Genomic DNA, 16,047 nt, shown 5'->3' on the forward strand with positions numbered 1-16,047 from the left:
AAAAAAGAATCCATTTTGAACAAGCTTATGTCAGATTCTTCTTATTTATCATATAATATGTGTTTGTGTTACTATTACTATTTAATAAAGTTGTATTCTTTATTAAATAGAAGTATCGTTTATAAAAATTGTACTGTTTTCAGTCCTTTTTATTTTCAAGTTAATGTGATATATTCATAACATAAAGAGCGAAATATATCACATGGAGGTTTTTATGAAAAATAAATTGTCTTATTTAGGATTTCTCGGTTTTTTGGGTTTTTTAGGTCCGTTTACACTTTTAGGCAATATTTCATGGGCATATTATTTTTTCGGTTTCTTTTTCTTTTTCGCATATGCAAAAGTAGTACCAGATGAGCTTTTTATGCTACATGTTCGTATCGCTGCTACAAGGGCTTTTTTCGTAGCAGTAGTACTAGGAAGTATACTACTTTTGAGTGTTTTTATATTAGAAAATTTACATATAATTCGGTTATTCGTTATAATTTCATTTTTCATACCTTTAGGCACATTTATAATTAATTTAGAAATATTTGAGCGCAGAGAAAAGAAAGGAATGCAAGATGCCACTTAAGACTAGAATGAAAGAATATAGAGTAAAGCTAAATATGTCGCAAGAAGATTTAGCCAAGGAGGTTGGTGTTAGAAGAGAAACAATTGGCAATCTCGAAAATGGAAAATATAATCCTTCCTTCAAACTTACTTATGATATTGCGAAGGTTTTAAAAGCACCTCTTGAAGTTCTGTTTTGGTTTGAAGAATAGTTCATGTATGAGTAAATGATTATGATAGATATGTTCATGAGTTTTGAACAATCTTTTTTATAAAAACTAAATGCAGATTTCTAACAAAAGACTCCATTTTGATTAAACCTTTTTCAAAGTGGAGTCTTTTTGTTTACCATAAACTATGGGTTTGTGTTTTTTTGTTTAAATTTCATTACAAATCAACATCAATTTGCGAATACCTGGTTTGTAGATAAAAGAGAGCTGCAAACATCTGTATGCAATATATAAAAGGTGCCAATTCTAATGTTAATAATGGAGATTGATAGCTCCTCTACGTTCACTTTTATAGAAGAGGGGAGATGAAATAAGCTAAGATACAGCTGTTTTAGTAGATTTGCTTTATTTTTCAATTAATTTGAACGCAGGTGATAATTTGTTAAATACACTATGTTGTTCATTTCCTTCTTGGTTCATACCTGATTGATAAGATGAAAATCCTTTATATGTTTTTCTTTTCCATTGCCATAAGCCATTACTTTGATCGAATTCCCCATAGTAATGATTGTAATCAAGTTTGTTGCCAGTATTTTTATTGAAATTATTGCTAATAAAAATACGGCTATTACTCGCATAGATTTGGTTATTGGTAATCACATTATTGCGGGTATCGTAATTTAATTCGATTTGGCCACTCTCTTGATCTTTTGTATCATTTTTATAAATCACATTGTTTGTAATTGTGTTATTTTCAGCATATCCTTGCTGACTATCATATCCACCAATTGCAATGCCACTCATGATATTATTGGATATCGTATTCTCTCTAACGGTAATTTGGCTTGCGCTTTTTCCTGCATGTTCGCTAGCTACTTCAATACCGAGGTCGTTTTCATAGCTTTGATTTTGCTCAATGATAATTTCCTTCCCACCATCCACGTAAATACCATCAGCGGAATATTCATTATAACTCGTATTATTGATGGATGAATTGTGATGGACAATGTTATTACGAACAACTCCATTTCGTGCCTGATCTAAAGCAGCTACTAGAGATACGCCTTCATGTCCAATCAGAACAATTCCAATGTTGTTGTTATCATGTACTTTGTTATTGGTAACTTCAAAGGAATCTACATTCCCATTCATAGCAATGGCTTCACTCAATCCTAATTTCAAATTTGCTACTTCGTTATTATCAATCACAATATGATTTAGATTATTTTTTGCACTAGATGAAGTACCGTATACAGCAATACCGTGTGCATTTCCATCCTTAACATTTGCTTCAATGTGGTGAATATAATTATTTCTAATATCAATGTAACTTCCTGTTCCAGTGATATAAATACCAATAGGGGTTTCGTTAACTTTCGTTGATTTTAAATTACGAAATTCTAATCCTTTTACTTGAATATAATTCTTGTTTTCTATTGTAAATAACCCATCATCTTCTAACTTGACTTTAGAACCATCGAGAATGACTTTTTCATCTTGATAATTTTGAAAAGTAATGGGTGCGCCTGAGGCACCAGAACGAGCGACACGAACTTTTTGGTTATAAACTCCGCCTCTTATGTAGATTGTACTTCCTTCTTTTGCGACATTAGCAGCTTTTTGAATGGTAGCGAAAGGTTGATCTAATGTACCGGAATTGAGGTCAATTCCTGTTGGAGATACATAGTAATTTGTAACAGGAATTGCATTGTTATTGGATTGTGCAAAGGTAGAGGTAGGGAGTGTGAAAATTAACATACTGAAAGAAAGTATAAAGATAAAAAGCGATTTTTTTAATGAGGGAAATATTGTTTGATATTTCATCATGATCCTCCTTCTTTTTTTAGCATTCCTTCTCAACTATATAGTTAAAACTGACGATTTATATCTTGTATCAATAAAAAAAACAGGAATGTATTGCGGGTTAAGGGACATCAACTCCTATGGTCTACGTCTTCTATCTGAAACTAAATTTTTAATAATTCATGGTTTTTCGTATAAAATCAAATCATATATACGTGTACTTAAAGAAATATGGATATTAAAATCGGTAGACGAGGGAATGAGAGATACTGATACTAATTTTAAGGAAAGTTATTCAAAATATGTTTTCTATTCAATTAAAGCTTCCCTGTGTATCATGTTAACTGTTGTACTAATTTGATTGGTAAGATTAACAGATAATTATTTAAAGTGGGGGTGGTTCAATAAATTTGAAATTAACATTGTTTAATATGAGTGTTCGAAAAAAATTTATCAAGTTTTAATATTCGGAAAATCATTTATATAAACAAGTATGTTATGGTAACCTTTAATAAAAGGGGGTAGCGTATATGAATGTTGAAATTATTTCTAAAGAAGAAATCACAAAATTATTAAACGACTGGTATCAAGCTATAATTTCACAAAGTGTATTACAGTCTAATACAATAAAAGAAGAGATTGCAGATAAAATCAATAATATTAAGGAAGACCAAACAATATTAGTCTACTATGCTTTATTGAATGCACGGTATAATTTGCTAATTCGTGATATGGATAGTTCAAAAGATATTTTGGATAAAATTGAGCCATTACAAGAGCCTACAGAAACATTTTTAGAGTACTATCATCATTTATTTAAAGCAATTTATGCTACTAATACAGCAAACCATAGTGAAGCAAGAATGCAATTTGAAGAAGCTGAAAAGTATTTAGAGTACATGCATGATGAAATCGAAAAAGCTGAATTTAATTATTGGCTTGCAGTTCATTACTATCACATATTGAAACCAATCCTAGCAGTTCAATTTGCTACGAAGGCAAATGAAGTATTTTCAATTAGTCCAGGGTATGAATTAAAAACTGCAGCATGCTTAAATACTTTAGGGATGGCACACATTCGACTAAATGAATTCGAAAGTGCAGAGGAATATTTACTTTCAGCACTAGGTACCTTCCAAAAATCTCATGACGAAAGTCTTACTAAACGTGTAAAGCACAATTTAGGACTTTTATATGCAAGTCAAAACATGTCAGAGTTAGCAATTAAGCATTTAGAGGAATCACTAGAAAACAACGCTAAAACGATGTTTCTTTTAGCAAGAGAACATTTTAAGTTAGGTCATAATCATAATGCTAATGAATATATTGAGAATGGCTATAAGATTAGTGACTTATGTTATCGTCATCATTTTCAAATTTTAAAAGCAGTACATAACTATGCACCACAAGAAGAATTAGAAAAGGTGGTCATGGAAGGTATTTCGTATTTTGAAAAAGAAGAATTATATGATTGGGTAAAAGAATATGCTTATCTTTTAGGTAATATATTCTATGGTTCAGAAAATCACGAAAAAGCCAGCAAGTATTTACACATCGCTTTAGATGCAGACAAAAAGAGTATAGAAAGAAGGGCGCTAAAATGAAAAAAGCAATCTTATTAATGATGATGTTATCCGCTGTTTTTACTTTTGGTCTTACTAATGTAAAAGACGTATCACAAAATGAAACAATTGAAGTGTTTATGGATCATGGAGAGCATATTTAATTATCTAAAAAAAGAGGGAGCTGCGAGCACCCTCTTTTTTAATTATGAACATATTAATTTAGAAATAACATAAGTAGCAGTAGGAATGAAAAATATAAGGGATAATGTTCCATAGTATCAAATACAGTCTGATTTGCATTCTTAAATACCAAACCATACATTCTTTTTTACACTCAATGCTTTTAAGGGTGGAGTTGCGGCTAGAACGATTGAACCGCTTCTATTTACATCACCGACTACTGCTAACTTTGTATGCATAGGGTCTAATCCCATTTTGATGCAACTTACTGAATCGTAAAAACTTCATAGAACTACACATAAGATGATTCTATTCGTTAGGATTGAATAGTCATACACTGTGAAGGGGGATTTTAAATATAATGTAAAATAAAAAGAATCTTTTAAATACAAAAAAATTCTCTTTTATATTAGATTTACCAAATATTTTTAATTGTAATTTTGAAATTAGTAGAAATAATGGCATTATCTTCAATGAAAGGCATAGATAATTTAGAATATACTATTAAAAATAATGGTAATTTATCCAATCGGTATTACATTGTTAATCTTTATTCCCATAAGAACAATGGGTATCAAGAACCAAAGGAGACTTTAGAATTTGGAACTCGAGATAATGATAAAAATGAATGGATCCATATTGAAATATATCCTGATGAAGTATTTATGCGTATAAATACTTTTGGGGGAAGACAACATAGTAAGAAGATTAATATGAATCGTGATTTGGCTTAATGAATCGTTAATTTTAGAAGTTATAGGGATATTTACAAATTACTAGGGATGATTAGTTTGTATCAAACTATTTTACATCAGGATTTAACAGCTATATTTTTTACCCCGTCCTATATTTAGGACGGGATTATGCGCTAGTTTGAGTTTGATTAAAGAGTAATCAGAACAATTCCAATGTTGTTATCATGTACTTTGTTATTGGTAACTTCAAAAGAATCCACATTCCCATTCACAGCAATAGCCTCACACAGTCCTAATTTCAAATTTGTTAATTCGTTATTATCGATGACAATATGATTTAAATTATTTTGTGCACTAGATGAAGTACCGTATACAGCAATACCGTGTGCATTTCCATCCTTTACATTTGCTTCAATGTGATGGATATAATTATTTCTAATATTAATGTAACTTCCTGTTCCAGTGATGTAAATATCAATAGGGGTTTCGTTAACTTTCGTTGACTTTAAGTTACGAAATTCTAATCCTTTTACTTGAATATAGTTTTTGTCTTCTATTGTAAATAACCCATCATCTTCTAACTTGACTTTAGAACCATCGAGAATGACTTTTTCATCTTGATAATTTTGAAAAGTAATGGGTGCGCCTGAGGCACCAGAATGAGTGACACGAACTTTTTGGTTATAAACTCCGCCTCTTATGTAGATTGTACTTCCTTCTTTCGCGACGTTAGCAGCTTTTTGAATGGTAGCGAAAGGGTGATCTAATGTACCGGGATTGAGGTCATTGCCTGTTGGAGATACATAGTAATTTGTAACAGAATTTGCATTGTTATTGGATTGTGCAAAGGTAGAGGCAGGGAGTGTGAAAATTAATATGCTGAAAGAAGGTATAAAGATAAAAAGCGATTTTTTTAATGAGGGAAATATTGTTTGATATTTCATCATCATCTCCCTTCTTTTTTTAGCATTTCTTCTCAACTATAGAGTTAAAAATGATGATTTATATCTTGTATCATTAAAATATTTATTTATAATTCCGAGGAGAATGAGAGAAGATAACATGTTCATCATATTTGTTGGCAAATATGATGATAGCAAAATTTATTAAGTAGTTATGATTTTTTAAGAAATTGTAGGAACTTATCTATTGCAATAATTAATGGTATTATATAGTAAAAATGTATAAGGAGCATTATCATAATGGAATTACAGTTAACAGTTAATGAGTATATTCGGAAAACTATTTTGGATTTTAAACAGAAGTTAGTTGAAGGAGAAGTAGAAAATGAGCTAGATTTTATTTTGAGAAATGTTACAGAATTATATTTATTAAGTCGTGAAGGGGATAACATTAGTTGTTATATTGAGAAAATTAGAGGGATTGAACAGTACGAAAAGCACATAGATTGGTTTTTTGATGATCCGCAAAGGTTATTGTATATATATAAAATGGGATTAGGTGATTCTTATTTATTTAAAACTTTATATGAAGAATTAATTAAAGATGTTCAAACAGTAAGGGGATTTATCCATGCTAACAGTAATAATCATGTAGGACCAATGAGGGTAATGATTGCTTATGAACCTGAAAATGAATCTACAACAGATGCAGTAAATTATTTTATTAATAATTTCTCTAGTTTTAATGTTGGAGATCAAGCAATAGGTATTATTGGCTTATTTGAACATAATTATTATCTTTATAAAGATATATTACAAGAAATGATAGGAGAAATAAAAAATTATTTCAATGGAGAACAATTTATTTTAGGTAATGATTCAGTTTATTCCTTTCTAGATAAAGCATATCTTACACAGGCTATTGGATTAGTATGTGGATTTGATGATCCTATATTCTGTAAAAGTAAAGAATATTTAGAAAGAAATTTTTGTGAAATAAAAGATTGGGTTGCATCGGAGGTTGCTTTAATTTTAAGAGAGTGTGGTAATGGAAAGTCAATCTCTTATTCAGCATATGAGCGTTTAGAAAAGCTTCACAATCAAAAAATAGAATTACTAAAGCCGGAACTTGTTATGACACTCCCGTATAATGTACAATTCAGTATAAAAAATAAGGTCAAACAAATGCTATATGGTAGAACAAAAAAAATATGGATTGCATCTAGGTATATTACTGAATTTTGGACAGATCTTGTAATAATTAAAGAGAAATATCCTGAAATTGATATTAAGGTTCTCACCTTACCATCAAAAGAATCAAGAGCAAAAATTTATGGTGAGGGAAAAAAATATGTGGAGTTAGCTTTTGAAACACTTCAAAAAAAACTAGAATCCAATTTTAAAACAAGTTCATTTCTACATGCTAGATTTATAGTTACAGATGATGCAGTTCTAATATCATCTGCAGATCTAACTATTGAACAATTAGAAAAAGAAGTTAATTTAGGGATTTTCTCACGGAATCCTGATTTAATAAAATCAGTGGAAAAAATATACCAAGAGTTGTGGGCAATGAATTTCTAATATTAGCAAAACACTATGTATTAGTAAGTTTAAATAGGGTAAAAACATATATTTTTGTTATGTATTTTGATTATAAAGATGAAAAACTATATAACACAGGTATTGGAATTGTTTGTATTGAGTAAAGAGTAGTAATTCATAAAAATTACTACTCTTTTATCTTATAAATATAAAGTATTCTAACGCTGATAATTGAATTATAAAAAATGGGTTTTAAAGAGAGAGTTTTAAATAAACCATATTATAATTCGTTAGTTTTTGTTAATCTTAATATATAAAATTTAAGTGAAAATATAAAGTAAAACTTGTGTAACTGTAAATTCAAAAGTTACTGTGTAGTATTGCTTATTAGTAAAGAATGTCTATTTTTATTCAAATATAATTAAATTAATATTATTCAAATAAAGTTTATTATGAAATAATGAAGAGAGTATGGTGAAAGTTATAATTTATTAGTAATAATAGTATACCCCTAAAGAAAGGGGTTTTTTGCTATAATATAGTTAAGTTTATAAAGGAGATTATTTTATGCGTATTTTACAAATTTCAGATATTCATGCTCAAATTAATAATTACCAAACCAAGCGCATGCGTAGAAAACTTTTAGATAAAATTGCTGAATTAAATAATGAACAATCTTTTGACTACTTATTGTTAAGTGGTGATATTACTCATCAAGGACAGGATTTTTCAGAGTTGCATATGCAGATGATTCAAGAAATATTAAGTTCGATTGATTTAGAAAAGGAGAATTTATTAATAGTACCTGGAAATCATGATTTAATTAGAGATAACGCCAGGACGGATCTAATTGCTGAAATTTTAGATATTCCGTCTGGTTCGCCATCTGATCATTTGGATACTATTTTAAAAGAAGAGGGGAAACTTGATGTTTTATTAGGTTCTTTTAATAAATTTAATGAATTTCATATAAAATTAAAAGGAGAACCTTATCCATTAAAAAATGTGCATAATGTATTTGATTTAGAACAATGTTATTTAGTTTTAATTAATTCTTGTCTTATCGCTAATAAAAAGGACGAAGAGGGGAATTTATTAATTGCAAAAGATATGCTGTTTGATTGCTTAGAGAATATTTCTAATCCAAATAATAAACCTATTATAGCCATGGGGCACCATACTTTAGAATGTTTTAGTGAACCTGATAAAAAAGCAATTTTAAATTTATTCGATGATTACGGTGTTAATATTTATTTATCAGGTCATGTACATCAGGCTGCCTACAATTATGAGGCGAATAATTATAATAGTTTACTAACTGTAGTTTGTTCGGGAGTTCATTTTGATGGTTATACAATAGGAGGATTTATAGATATTAGTATTAGTTCTTCAAAGGCTTATATCACTCAGTATTTGTGGAATTCTGAACATGAGTATTGGACAAAAAATAATTCGCTAGGCAGGCTCATGGAAAATGGAACATTAATTCATAAATTAAAAGAAGAGGATAGTCTAAAATTAAATTCAATTGAAGATAGGAAAAAAAGGTTAGTGGAAGAACTGGAACTTTTATTTAGTGAAAATGAACGAATCTTTAAGCAATATGGACCAAAGTCGATTATAGCGCAACAAAAACCGTTTTCAGAGGCTGCATATATTTGGCGGCAAAAGGTTATATCTCATATTATTCCAAATAATGATAGGATATTAAAATCCTTAGAGGAAAATATTGATTTAATACCCCATAATAAAAAGAGTACCCTGACAATTTATAAGAATCATGTTGAAGGATTTAAAAATAATCATTTAAACGAATTCAAAAGTCAGGATATCCCTTTATTTCCTAGAGAAATTTACTACATTCTTAACTAAGATTAAAAAAGGAGGAACTAAAATGGAAAATTTGCTTGATGAATTTGAAACTCCAAGACCCGAGAGCATTAAATTTTTCCTTGATGTTATTTCGAAGCACCAATCTGTTAAGGCTGTTGAACAAATCGGGCTACCTTTATTTAAGGTGACTAAACAAAATAATAGCGAATTAGTTGCTCTATTAGTAAACATATATATCCTTTCGGAGTCAGAATTATTCGATTTATATTCTCGCTACCCAAAAATTGATGTAATAGTCAATTCTAGTAACTGGAATCAATATACCCTAAGTGCCAAAGCATTGGCTAAAGAAAATAAAATAGGTTTATTTTCTTTCAAAGAATTTATGGGGGCATTAAATTATGATAATAAAGATTTCTTCATTAGTTACATCTCTCCAGAAGAGCGTAAGAGAAATAAAGAAAATAATCGTACCGCACTCTAGTTTACGAGTTTATCTTTTTGGATCCGTTTTACATAGTCCTAATCCCAATGATGTTGATTTGTTAATTCAATATAATAAATCCATTATTCCAAAAGATATTTTGAAGTTGAAAAATGCTTTAAAAAGGTACTATAAAATGTATCATAATATTGATTTACATATTTCCTTATTAACAGATGATGAATTAAGAGAAACTAAATTTCTTGGAAGGATTCGATATATAGAGATTAAGCTCTAGAAATGTTCTTTCTAGAGCTTTTTAACTGTTTATATACATAAGATAACTTATATCTTTATATTGATTAATCTAATTTTAAAATTTCTACTTATATACCCTTCGTGTGTCAAACCTGATGGGAATAATTATTAAGTGGTATTTCCTTATTAGTTCTCACCCACAGCAATCCATTAAATATATACTAAACGGTATATATCAGTTTTAGTAAAATAGATTATCAAGCATATTGTATGTGAGCAACATAAAGAATATAAATTACTTGTAAATGAACACTATGGAAATAATATTTTTCAGCTAAAACCAAATATTGTTGTTGATGATGGTAATATAAAAATTATTTTTGATGCAAACGCGATGTGAACGTGCATAAGCTGCAATTTTGTTGTATCTAAAACAATTAGAATTTGAAATAGATTATTATGAACACATTCAATCTTGGTATTTACGTGTAAATACAGAAAAAAGTTAAAAGTATGTAGTATATCACTAGAAAGTAGGGACAAAACAATTAAAGAACTGAATAAGATTCTCCAAATGAATATGAAATAGTGATATTTAAAGTAATGAATGAAAAAAATAATTAGTTTAGATCTTAGTGCAAATATTAAGCTAGAAAATAAGGATTTATATGTTGTATTAGAACTGAAAAGAGACTAGATACTAAAAAAATGCAGGGTCAGTAGATTATTTAATATTGAATTGTTATATTATATGAGAACAGTGATATAAGACACCACTTAATCAGTGTTCTTTTTAATACGATTTTTATATGTTTAACAAATTGAGTAAGGAGAAGCATCAAATGAATACAAAACTTATTTATCTATATATAAAAGATATAAATCGAGGGTTTCGCAATTTTGATTTTAATTTTACGAATGAGTTCATAGTAAAATATGACCTAGAAACTCATGATCTAAATATAGAAAAAAATGAAGAAAAGGCCTTTGACCTGTGGGGAAATAAAATTAATAGCATTGATTTAATTGTTGGAAAAAATGGAGCAGGAAAATCAACAATATTAGATTTAATTGCTGAAACAAATATTAATCGTAGACATTTATTTAATAAATATGGGGAAGGATTGGTTAATAGTTTTCATAATAACAGGTTTTCTGAATGGTTTGCTATTTATCATGTTGAAGATGATAAATTTGTTGTAGAGGGTGCGGGGCCTAACTTATTATTTAAAGAAAGATTTACACCATCCCATGAATACTCTTTTGTTTGTAGATATTCTTTTGATGAGACAAGATTATACTTTAAAGATTATATTCAGTTTGAACAACTGAATATTGAGAAAGAATATGAAGTATCTCTTAATGATACATTAATATTCATGTATGGTAATGATTCAAAAGGACCAAACTGGTTAAAAACTGAAAAGCAGGATTATTCTTCAGATCATTATGTTGGTTTTAAACGAGTTAAGATTTCGCAAGTGAGATTAGGTAACATTTATCATTTTTTAACTAAAGAATATGAAATGATAGAGACAAAACAATTTACCGCTCAGAATGTTTTTTGCATAATAGATAAAGGTAATTTATATAGGGGAATAGATTTATCAAAAAAAGATATAAACAAATTAAGATTACTTTATCAGGGGCAACCATTAATTACTTCAAAGTTATCTCAAGAAATATTTTCATTGTTAAAGAATAAAGAAGAACCTATTTCTTTTAGTAAAAAAGAAAAATTCATTATTACTTTATTAGAAAATTATATTGTGGATGCATGGGTTAATGGAATTAATAAAGATAGTGTAGAAAAGGAAAAGGTAAATAAATTAAAACAAACAATAGATGCTGTAAAGTTCAAAGGTTTGCCACAAGAGCAATCCTTTGAAGATTTATTAAGATATTTATATTTGGTATTAAACCAAGTATGTGATGCTCTTTCTGAAAAGTACCTTGATGGTGAAGAAACCTACTATGCACAAGCATTAATTGATTTTATAAATCATTTGCAAGTTATAAAAGATGAATACTTTATTTCTTACGATGAAATAAAAATACCAATTAATAGTGGTTTTGACGAAAATATAGGAATGTTACTAGCAGTATATGATTCGTATTCCCCAAGAGATGAAGATATGAAAAATGATCTGCAAAGAGTTATTCATGTCCATTATTCAAAAATGAGTAGAGGAGAAATGCTCTTTGTTAATCACTTTTCTTCTTTATATAAAGCACTAGCATTTTCTGAGAATCCAAGTGTTAGAAATATAATCATATGTCTAGATGAGCCTGAAGAATCTTTTCATCCGGAGTGGGCAAGAAAATATATTTATTATTTGACTACCTTTTTAAATCAAGTGAAAAAAGGTCAACATATTAAATATCAAGTCATTATAAGTACGCATTCTCCATTTATTGTTTCTGATATTCCAAAAAATAATATCACATGTATAAAACTACTTGAACAGGATGGGGCATATACTCGTATTACTGAAAAAGCGAATTTTGGTTTTGGAAGTAATTTGTATGACATTATAAAAGATGACTTCTTCCTAAATTCCTCAATAGGTGAATTTGCGACAAGGGAGATTAATAAGGTTTTGGAGAGAATAAATATTTTATCAAATTATAATGAAGAGGCCGTAAAAGAAATACAGTCATTTATAAATATAATTGATGATAAATTTATTCAGAATAAATTAGATGCAATTCTCAAGCAAAAAATAAGAGCGATCATGTCGGATGATGAAAAAAATGCACGTATTAAAGAATTAGAAGAAGAGTTATCTCAACTTAAGGGGAGTAACAATGATAAAAATTGATCCGCAGAAAATTATAGACTTGTCAGAAGAATATATTCAACAAATGATGCCAATTATACAAGAAAAGTATAGGATTTTAAAAACAGAAAATGATATTAATCCTTTTACCAATGAACCTGTTGTAAATTTATTTGAGGATAGCAATGGTGAGTTAAATGAAGAGTTGATTAAAACAATTTTAATTAATCCTTTTTCTGATAGGTACAAGCAATTATATCCCCAACTAGAGTCTTATTATAAAACAGCCGTATTAGCATTTTATGATGAAAATTATTTAAAATGGAAGATAAAGAAGCAGAAAATCTTACGTGAACATTTAGCAAAAGTAAGAGAAGACAATATAATAAGTTTAAATAATCCGTGGGTCGAATCAGATATAACAGATACAGACCATATACATTATAAAAAAACATGGAAAAATTATAAAAAACTGATCACTCATATTAAATGTAAATTAGATAGACTTAATCAATCAATTGGAAAAATGATAGATTATAATTATTTAACAGAGGAGATGAGGCATTATATTTTGTGCTCATCAGAAATTAGAGTTTGTCCTTATTGTAATAGACAATATATTACTACTTACAATAAAAATAGAAATCTGCGTTCAACAAGTGACCTGGATCATTTTTATCCAAAAGTTGCATTTCAATTATATTCATTAGCACTATTTAACTTTATCCCAGCGTGTTCCATATGTAATAGTAGGTTTAAAAAGGCTAGAAAACTTAAAATATTATATTTATATGAGAAGGGGTTTGAAGATCAAGTTACTTTTAAAGTAAAATCAACCTCTACATATGATATCAATTCTTTAATTGGGAATACTAATGATTTTGATTTAGTCCTGGAGTTAAATAGTGCCTATGAAGATAATGATGAGATTCAAGGACATTTAGAAATGTTTAAGTTAAAAGAAGTATACCAATCTCACAAAGATTATGTACAAGAACTCTTATATAAAAGCAACGCGTATTCTCCAGCTTATAAAGAGATGACTGAACAATTATTAAACATAAAGCTTTCGGAGGAGGAATTTAATCTTTTTTTATTTGGAGTTATGGGAAATGACAAAGATTTGTTGAATAAGCCTTTGTCTAAATTAACTATTGATATATTAGGTTTATGTAAATAATTGATAAGGATTTATATATTATATGTCCTTTAGATTGTAGCCTGTTTTAGGAGAAAATGCAGTGATTTTATTAATATTTTGATAAATTGAAATAAAAAGAGTTTATTATGCGGAGAAGGGAGTATTATTTTGGAGTTAGATAGTTATAAAAAACCTACTGTAGTTTCTTTACTTTGTGGAGCTGGTGGAATGGATTACGGTTTTCAAAAAGCTGGTTTTAAATCTATTTTAGGGATTGATATTGATAAAAATTGTTGTGAAACTTATAAAAATTGGTCAAGAGCAAAAGTAGCGAATATAGATATAAATAAAGTAAATTTAAATCAAATTCCAAATTCAGATGTAATAATTGGCTACCTTCCTGTACCTAGATCTTCTATAGGGAAAAAAGAGAGAGTAAATAGTAAAGGTAATTTGCTAAATACAGTATTAAAAATTATTGAATATAAAAGGCCAAAGGCATTTGTTTTTGAAAGTACTGCTGGATTATTAATAAGTAATAAAAGAGAGGATATTAAGACGCTATTAAATACCTTTGAAACACTTGGTTACCGTATTACTTATGAGTTAATGAATTCAAGTGATTATGGGATTGCTCAAAATAGGAAAATATTAGTTATGGTAGGAGTTAGAGAAGATTTATGTTTAAGATATAAATTTCCATTAAAAGATAACTTAAAAGTTACTGTTAGAGATGTTTTAAAGGATGTAGACATTAAAAGTAAAGAAGGAAGAAAAATCATTGAACCAGGAAAGATTTATAAATACAATAGGGCTTATAAAATAATTGATTTAGATGATATTTCACCTCCACTCAATGTTATTCAGAATATCGTTATACGTAGTGATAATGGAGATTATGTATCTTTATTATGTGAAGAAGCTGCAGCGATACAATCATTTTCGAAAGACGTAATTTTTGAGGGGTTAAGAGGATCAAAAATGAGGCAAATAAAAAGAGCTTTTCCGCCGAAACTAGCATTTCTAATAGCAGAGGGGTTAAGAGAGGCTCTTAATTGTAAGGGAATAATAAATGTAAGTGTAGAAAAAAGAATAGTGAATAATAATAGTCAGCTATCAATTACAACTAGTAATCCAGTTGATACTAGTGAAGTGTGTAGAAAAACAAAGCAATTAAGTCTAGTAATATCTGAAGGAGAAAGAATAGTTACTAATAACAGCCATCTATCAATTACTAATAGTAATGCAGTGGATAGTAGGCAAGTGCCTAAAAGTATAAAACAATTATGCTCAACACCATCTGTAAAGAAAATAGTAGTTAATGAGAACGAGTTAATGACTAAAATTAAGCAAATTATTCCAGGAATAGATCATGCAGATAATTATCAAGATTGGGTTTTTGAATCCCTAAAATATATCTTTGATAAAGAACTAAGAAGGGGGCGTCAAGAAGAATTAATTAATGAGGGGAGAAAACGTATTGATATTGTTTTCGATAATAAGGAAAGTGAAGGTTTTTTTTGGGAATTAAATTCTTTGCATCATATAAGATGTGCAAAGATTCTTGTTGAATGTAAAAACTATACGGGAGAGCTAAAGAACCCAGAATTTGATCAATTAATTGGCCGATTTAATAAAAACTATAGTGAATTTGGCATTTTAACATGCAGATCAATTAAGGATGAGAAACGAAACCGAGCAAGATGTAAAGATGCGATAAACAGTGGTAAAGGTTATGTTTTAACTCTTTGTGATGCTGATATATTAACTCTCTTAAAGTTGAGAAACGAAAAAAGATATGAAGATATAAGTGATTATATGAGAGCATTATATGAAAAAATTTTTCGCTAAAATAATATCGTGACTTTCAATTAAGGGTGTTCTTTCTTAAAAGAAGGAATATATGCTAGCTCTTGAATGTAGAAGGGTTTCATATATTCCTTTTAATTATTGGTATTCTAAGAGTTAAAGTATTTCTTTTAGGTGTTTATACTACATAATTACTGTGGTAAATTTAAATGCTACTTATTTCGATAATATTGTATGGTTAAAGCTACATCATGTTGTGGAATAGTCCTTATTTTATTATTTATTTAATATAGATAATGGGTATTCATTTCATTTTATTGTAATGTATATATTATATAATGTGTTGGCATGGTATGTACAATAATTGTTTAAAATTAGCACTGATTCGAA

The 16,047-nt window shown here is 28.7% G+C and carries 13 protein-coding genes and 2 pseudogenes; 12 read left to right on the plus strand and 3 right to left on the minus strand.

Annotation, left to right across the window (positions count from 1 at the left end; translation table 11 throughout):
• The first annotated feature begins 214 nt into the window (after nt 1-214).
• Both MKY21_RS29800 and MKY21_RS29805 read left to right on the plus strand, forming a co-directional pair.
• The gene (locus MKY21_RS29800; RefSeq protein ID WP_074642482.1) at nt 215-574 is read left to right on the plus strand and encodes a DUF3796 domain-containing protein; all 360 of its coding nucleotides are present in this window, start codon (nt 215-217) and stop codon (nt 572-574) included.
• A complete protein-coding gene (locus MKY21_RS29805) occupies nt 564-764 on the plus strand; it encodes a helix-turn-helix transcriptional regulator (protein WP_001128812.1) in 201 nt (66 codons plus the stop codon). Before MKY21_RS29800 ends, MKY21_RS29805 begins: the two co-directional genes overlap by 11 nt.
• Before the next feature lie 363 nt (nt 765-1,127).
• Here MKY21_RS29805 and MKY21_RS29810 read toward each other — a convergent pair whose 3' ends face one another.
• Nucleotides 1,128-2,546 carry a right-handed parallel beta-helix repeat-containing protein gene (locus MKY21_RS29810; protein WP_341078341.1) on the minus strand — a complete coding sequence of 473 codons (1,419 nt, stop codon included), beginning with the start codon at nt 2,544-2,546 and terminating at the stop codon, nt 1,128-1,130.
• Nucleotides 2,547-3,055: 509 nt separating this feature from the next.
• Here MKY21_RS29810 and MKY21_RS29815 point away from each other — a divergent pair.
• Nucleotides 3,056-4,129, plus strand: coding sequence for a Rap family tetratricopeptide repeat protein (locus MKY21_RS29815; protein ID WP_098518178.1), 1,074 nt, complete (start codon nt 3,056-3,058; stop codon nt 4,127-4,129).
• The gene (locus tag MKY21_RS29820; protein WP_000709205.1) at nt 4,126-4,251 is read left to right on the plus strand and encodes a hypothetical protein; all 126 of its coding nucleotides are present in this window, start codon (nt 4,126-4,128) and stop codon (nt 4,249-4,251) included. The genes MKY21_RS29815 and MKY21_RS29820 overlap by 4 nt, the downstream gene beginning before the upstream one ends.
• A 162-nt stretch (nt 4,252-4,413) precedes the next feature.
• Here the strand turns inward: MKY21_RS29820 and MKY21_RS29825 are convergent.
• Nucleotides 4,414-4,608 (minus strand): annotated as a pseudogene (locus MKY21_RS29825) (DNA repair protein); the annotation flags it as partial.
• 120 nt (nt 4,609-4,728) lie between these two features.
• Here MKY21_RS29825 and MKY21_RS29830 point away from each other — a divergent pair.
• Nucleotides 4,729-5,004 carry a hypothetical protein gene (locus tag MKY21_RS29830; RefSeq protein ID WP_257148117.1) on the plus strand — a complete coding sequence of 92 codons (276 nt, stop codon included), beginning with the start codon at nt 4,729-4,731 and terminating at the stop codon, nt 5,002-5,004.
• A 158-nt stretch (nt 5,005-5,162) separates the two neighbouring features.
• Here MKY21_RS29830 and MKY21_RS29835 read toward each other — a convergent pair.
• Nucleotides 5,163-5,909: pseudogene (locus MKY21_RS29835) on the minus strand (DUF1565 domain-containing protein); the annotation flags it as partial.
• A gap of 258 nt (nt 5,910-6,167) precedes the next feature.
• On the opposite strand from MKY21_RS29835, the gene MKY21_RS29840 reads away from it, so the two are divergent.
• The 7 genes from MKY21_RS29840 (at nt 6,168) to MKY21_RS29865 (ending at nt 15,699) form a co-directional block, all read left to right on the plus strand.
• Complete coding sequence (locus MKY21_RS29840; RefSeq protein ID WP_341078345.1) at nt 6,168-7,451, plus strand: phospholipase D-like domain-containing protein; 1,284 nt, start codon at nt 6,168-6,170, stop codon at nt 7,449-7,451.
• 528 nt (nt 7,452-7,979) lie between these two features.
• Complete coding sequence (locus tag MKY21_RS29845; RefSeq protein ID WP_341078348.1) at nt 7,980-9,284, plus strand: metallophosphoesterase family protein; 1,305 nt, start codon at nt 7,980-7,982, stop codon at nt 9,282-9,284.
• A 22-nt stretch (nt 9,285-9,306) separates the two neighbouring features.
• On the plus strand, nt 9,307-9,729 hold the full coding sequence (locus MKY21_RS29850; protein ID WP_341078353.1) for a hypothetical protein: 423 nt from the start codon (nt 9,307-9,309) through the stop codon (nt 9,727-9,729).
• The gene (locus tag MKY21_RS31285) at nt 9,647-9,967 is read left to right on the plus strand and encodes a DUF6932 family protein (RefSeq protein ID WP_413927683.1); all 321 of its coding nucleotides are present in this window, start codon (nt 9,647-9,649) and stop codon (nt 9,965-9,967) included. The genes MKY21_RS29850 and MKY21_RS31285 overlap by 83 nt, the downstream gene beginning before the upstream one ends.
• Nucleotides 9,968-10,769: 802 nt before the next feature.
• The gene (locus tag MKY21_RS29855; protein ID WP_341078356.1) at nt 10,770-12,749 is read left to right on the plus strand and encodes an AAA family ATPase; all 1,980 of its coding nucleotides are present in this window, start codon (nt 10,770-10,772) and stop codon (nt 12,747-12,749) included.
• The gene (locus tag MKY21_RS29860; protein WP_341078358.1) at nt 12,736-13,887 is read left to right on the plus strand and encodes a hypothetical protein; all 1,152 of its coding nucleotides are present in this window, start codon (nt 12,736-12,738) and stop codon (nt 13,885-13,887) included. The genes MKY21_RS29855 and MKY21_RS29860 overlap by 14 nt, the downstream gene beginning before the upstream one ends.
• A gap of 129 nt (nt 13,888-14,016) precedes the next feature.
• Nucleotides 14,017-15,699, plus strand: coding sequence for a DNA cytosine methyltransferase (locus MKY21_RS29865; RefSeq protein ID WP_341078360.1), 1,683 nt, complete (start codon nt 14,017-14,019; stop codon nt 15,697-15,699).
• Nucleotides 15,700-16,047 lie beyond the last annotated feature (348 nt).

Source organism: Bacillus sp. FSL R9-9497 (assembly GCF_038005805.1).
GTDB lineage: Bacteria > Bacillota > Bacilli > Bacillales > Bacillaceae_G > Bacillus_A > Bacillus_A cereus.

Excerpts from the sequence above, each read along its gene's own strand:
- MKY21_RS29800 (WP_074642482.1), top strand. The coding sequence starts at position 215 with ATGAAAAATAAATTGTCTTATTTAGGATTTCTCGGTTTTTTGGGTTTT.
- MKY21_RS29805 (WP_001128812.1), top strand. The coding sequence starts at position 564 with ATGCCACTTAAGACTAGAATGAAAGAATATAGAGTAAAGCTAAATATG.
- MKY21_RS29810 (WP_341078341.1), bottom strand. The coding sequence starts at position 2,546 with ATGAAATATCAAACAATATTTCCCTCATTAAAAAAATCGCTTTTTATC.
- MKY21_RS29815 (WP_098518178.1), top strand. The coding sequence starts at position 3,056 with ATGAATGTTGAAATTATTTCTAAAGAAGAAATCACAAAATTATTAAAC.
- MKY21_RS29820 (WP_000709205.1), top strand. The coding sequence starts at position 4,126 with ATGAAAAAAGCAATCTTATTAATGATGATGTTATCCGCTGTTTTTACT.
- MKY21_RS29830 (WP_257148117.1), top strand. The coding sequence starts at position 4,729 with ATGGCATTATCTTCAATGAAAGGCATAGATAATTTAGAATATACTATT.
- MKY21_RS29840 (WP_341078345.1), top strand. The coding sequence starts at position 6,168 with ATGGAATTACAGTTAACAGTTAATGAGTATATTCGGAAAACTATTTTG.
- MKY21_RS29845 (WP_341078348.1), top strand. The coding sequence starts at position 7,980 with ATGCGTATTTTACAAATTTCAGATATTCATGCTCAAATTAATAATTAC.
- MKY21_RS29850 (WP_341078353.1), top strand. The coding sequence starts at position 9,307 with ATGGAAAATTTGCTTGATGAATTTGAAACTCCAAGACCCGAGAGCATT.
- MKY21_RS31285 (WP_413927683.1), top strand. The coding sequence starts at position 9,647 with ATGATAATAAAGATTTCTTCATTAGTTACATCTCTCCAGAAGAGCGTA.
- MKY21_RS29855 (WP_341078356.1), top strand. The coding sequence starts at position 10,770 with ATGAATACAAAACTTATTTATCTATATATAAAAGATATAAATCGAGGG.
- MKY21_RS29860 (WP_341078358.1), top strand. The coding sequence starts at position 12,736 with ATGATAAAAATTGATCCGCAGAAAATTATAGACTTGTCAGAAGAATAT.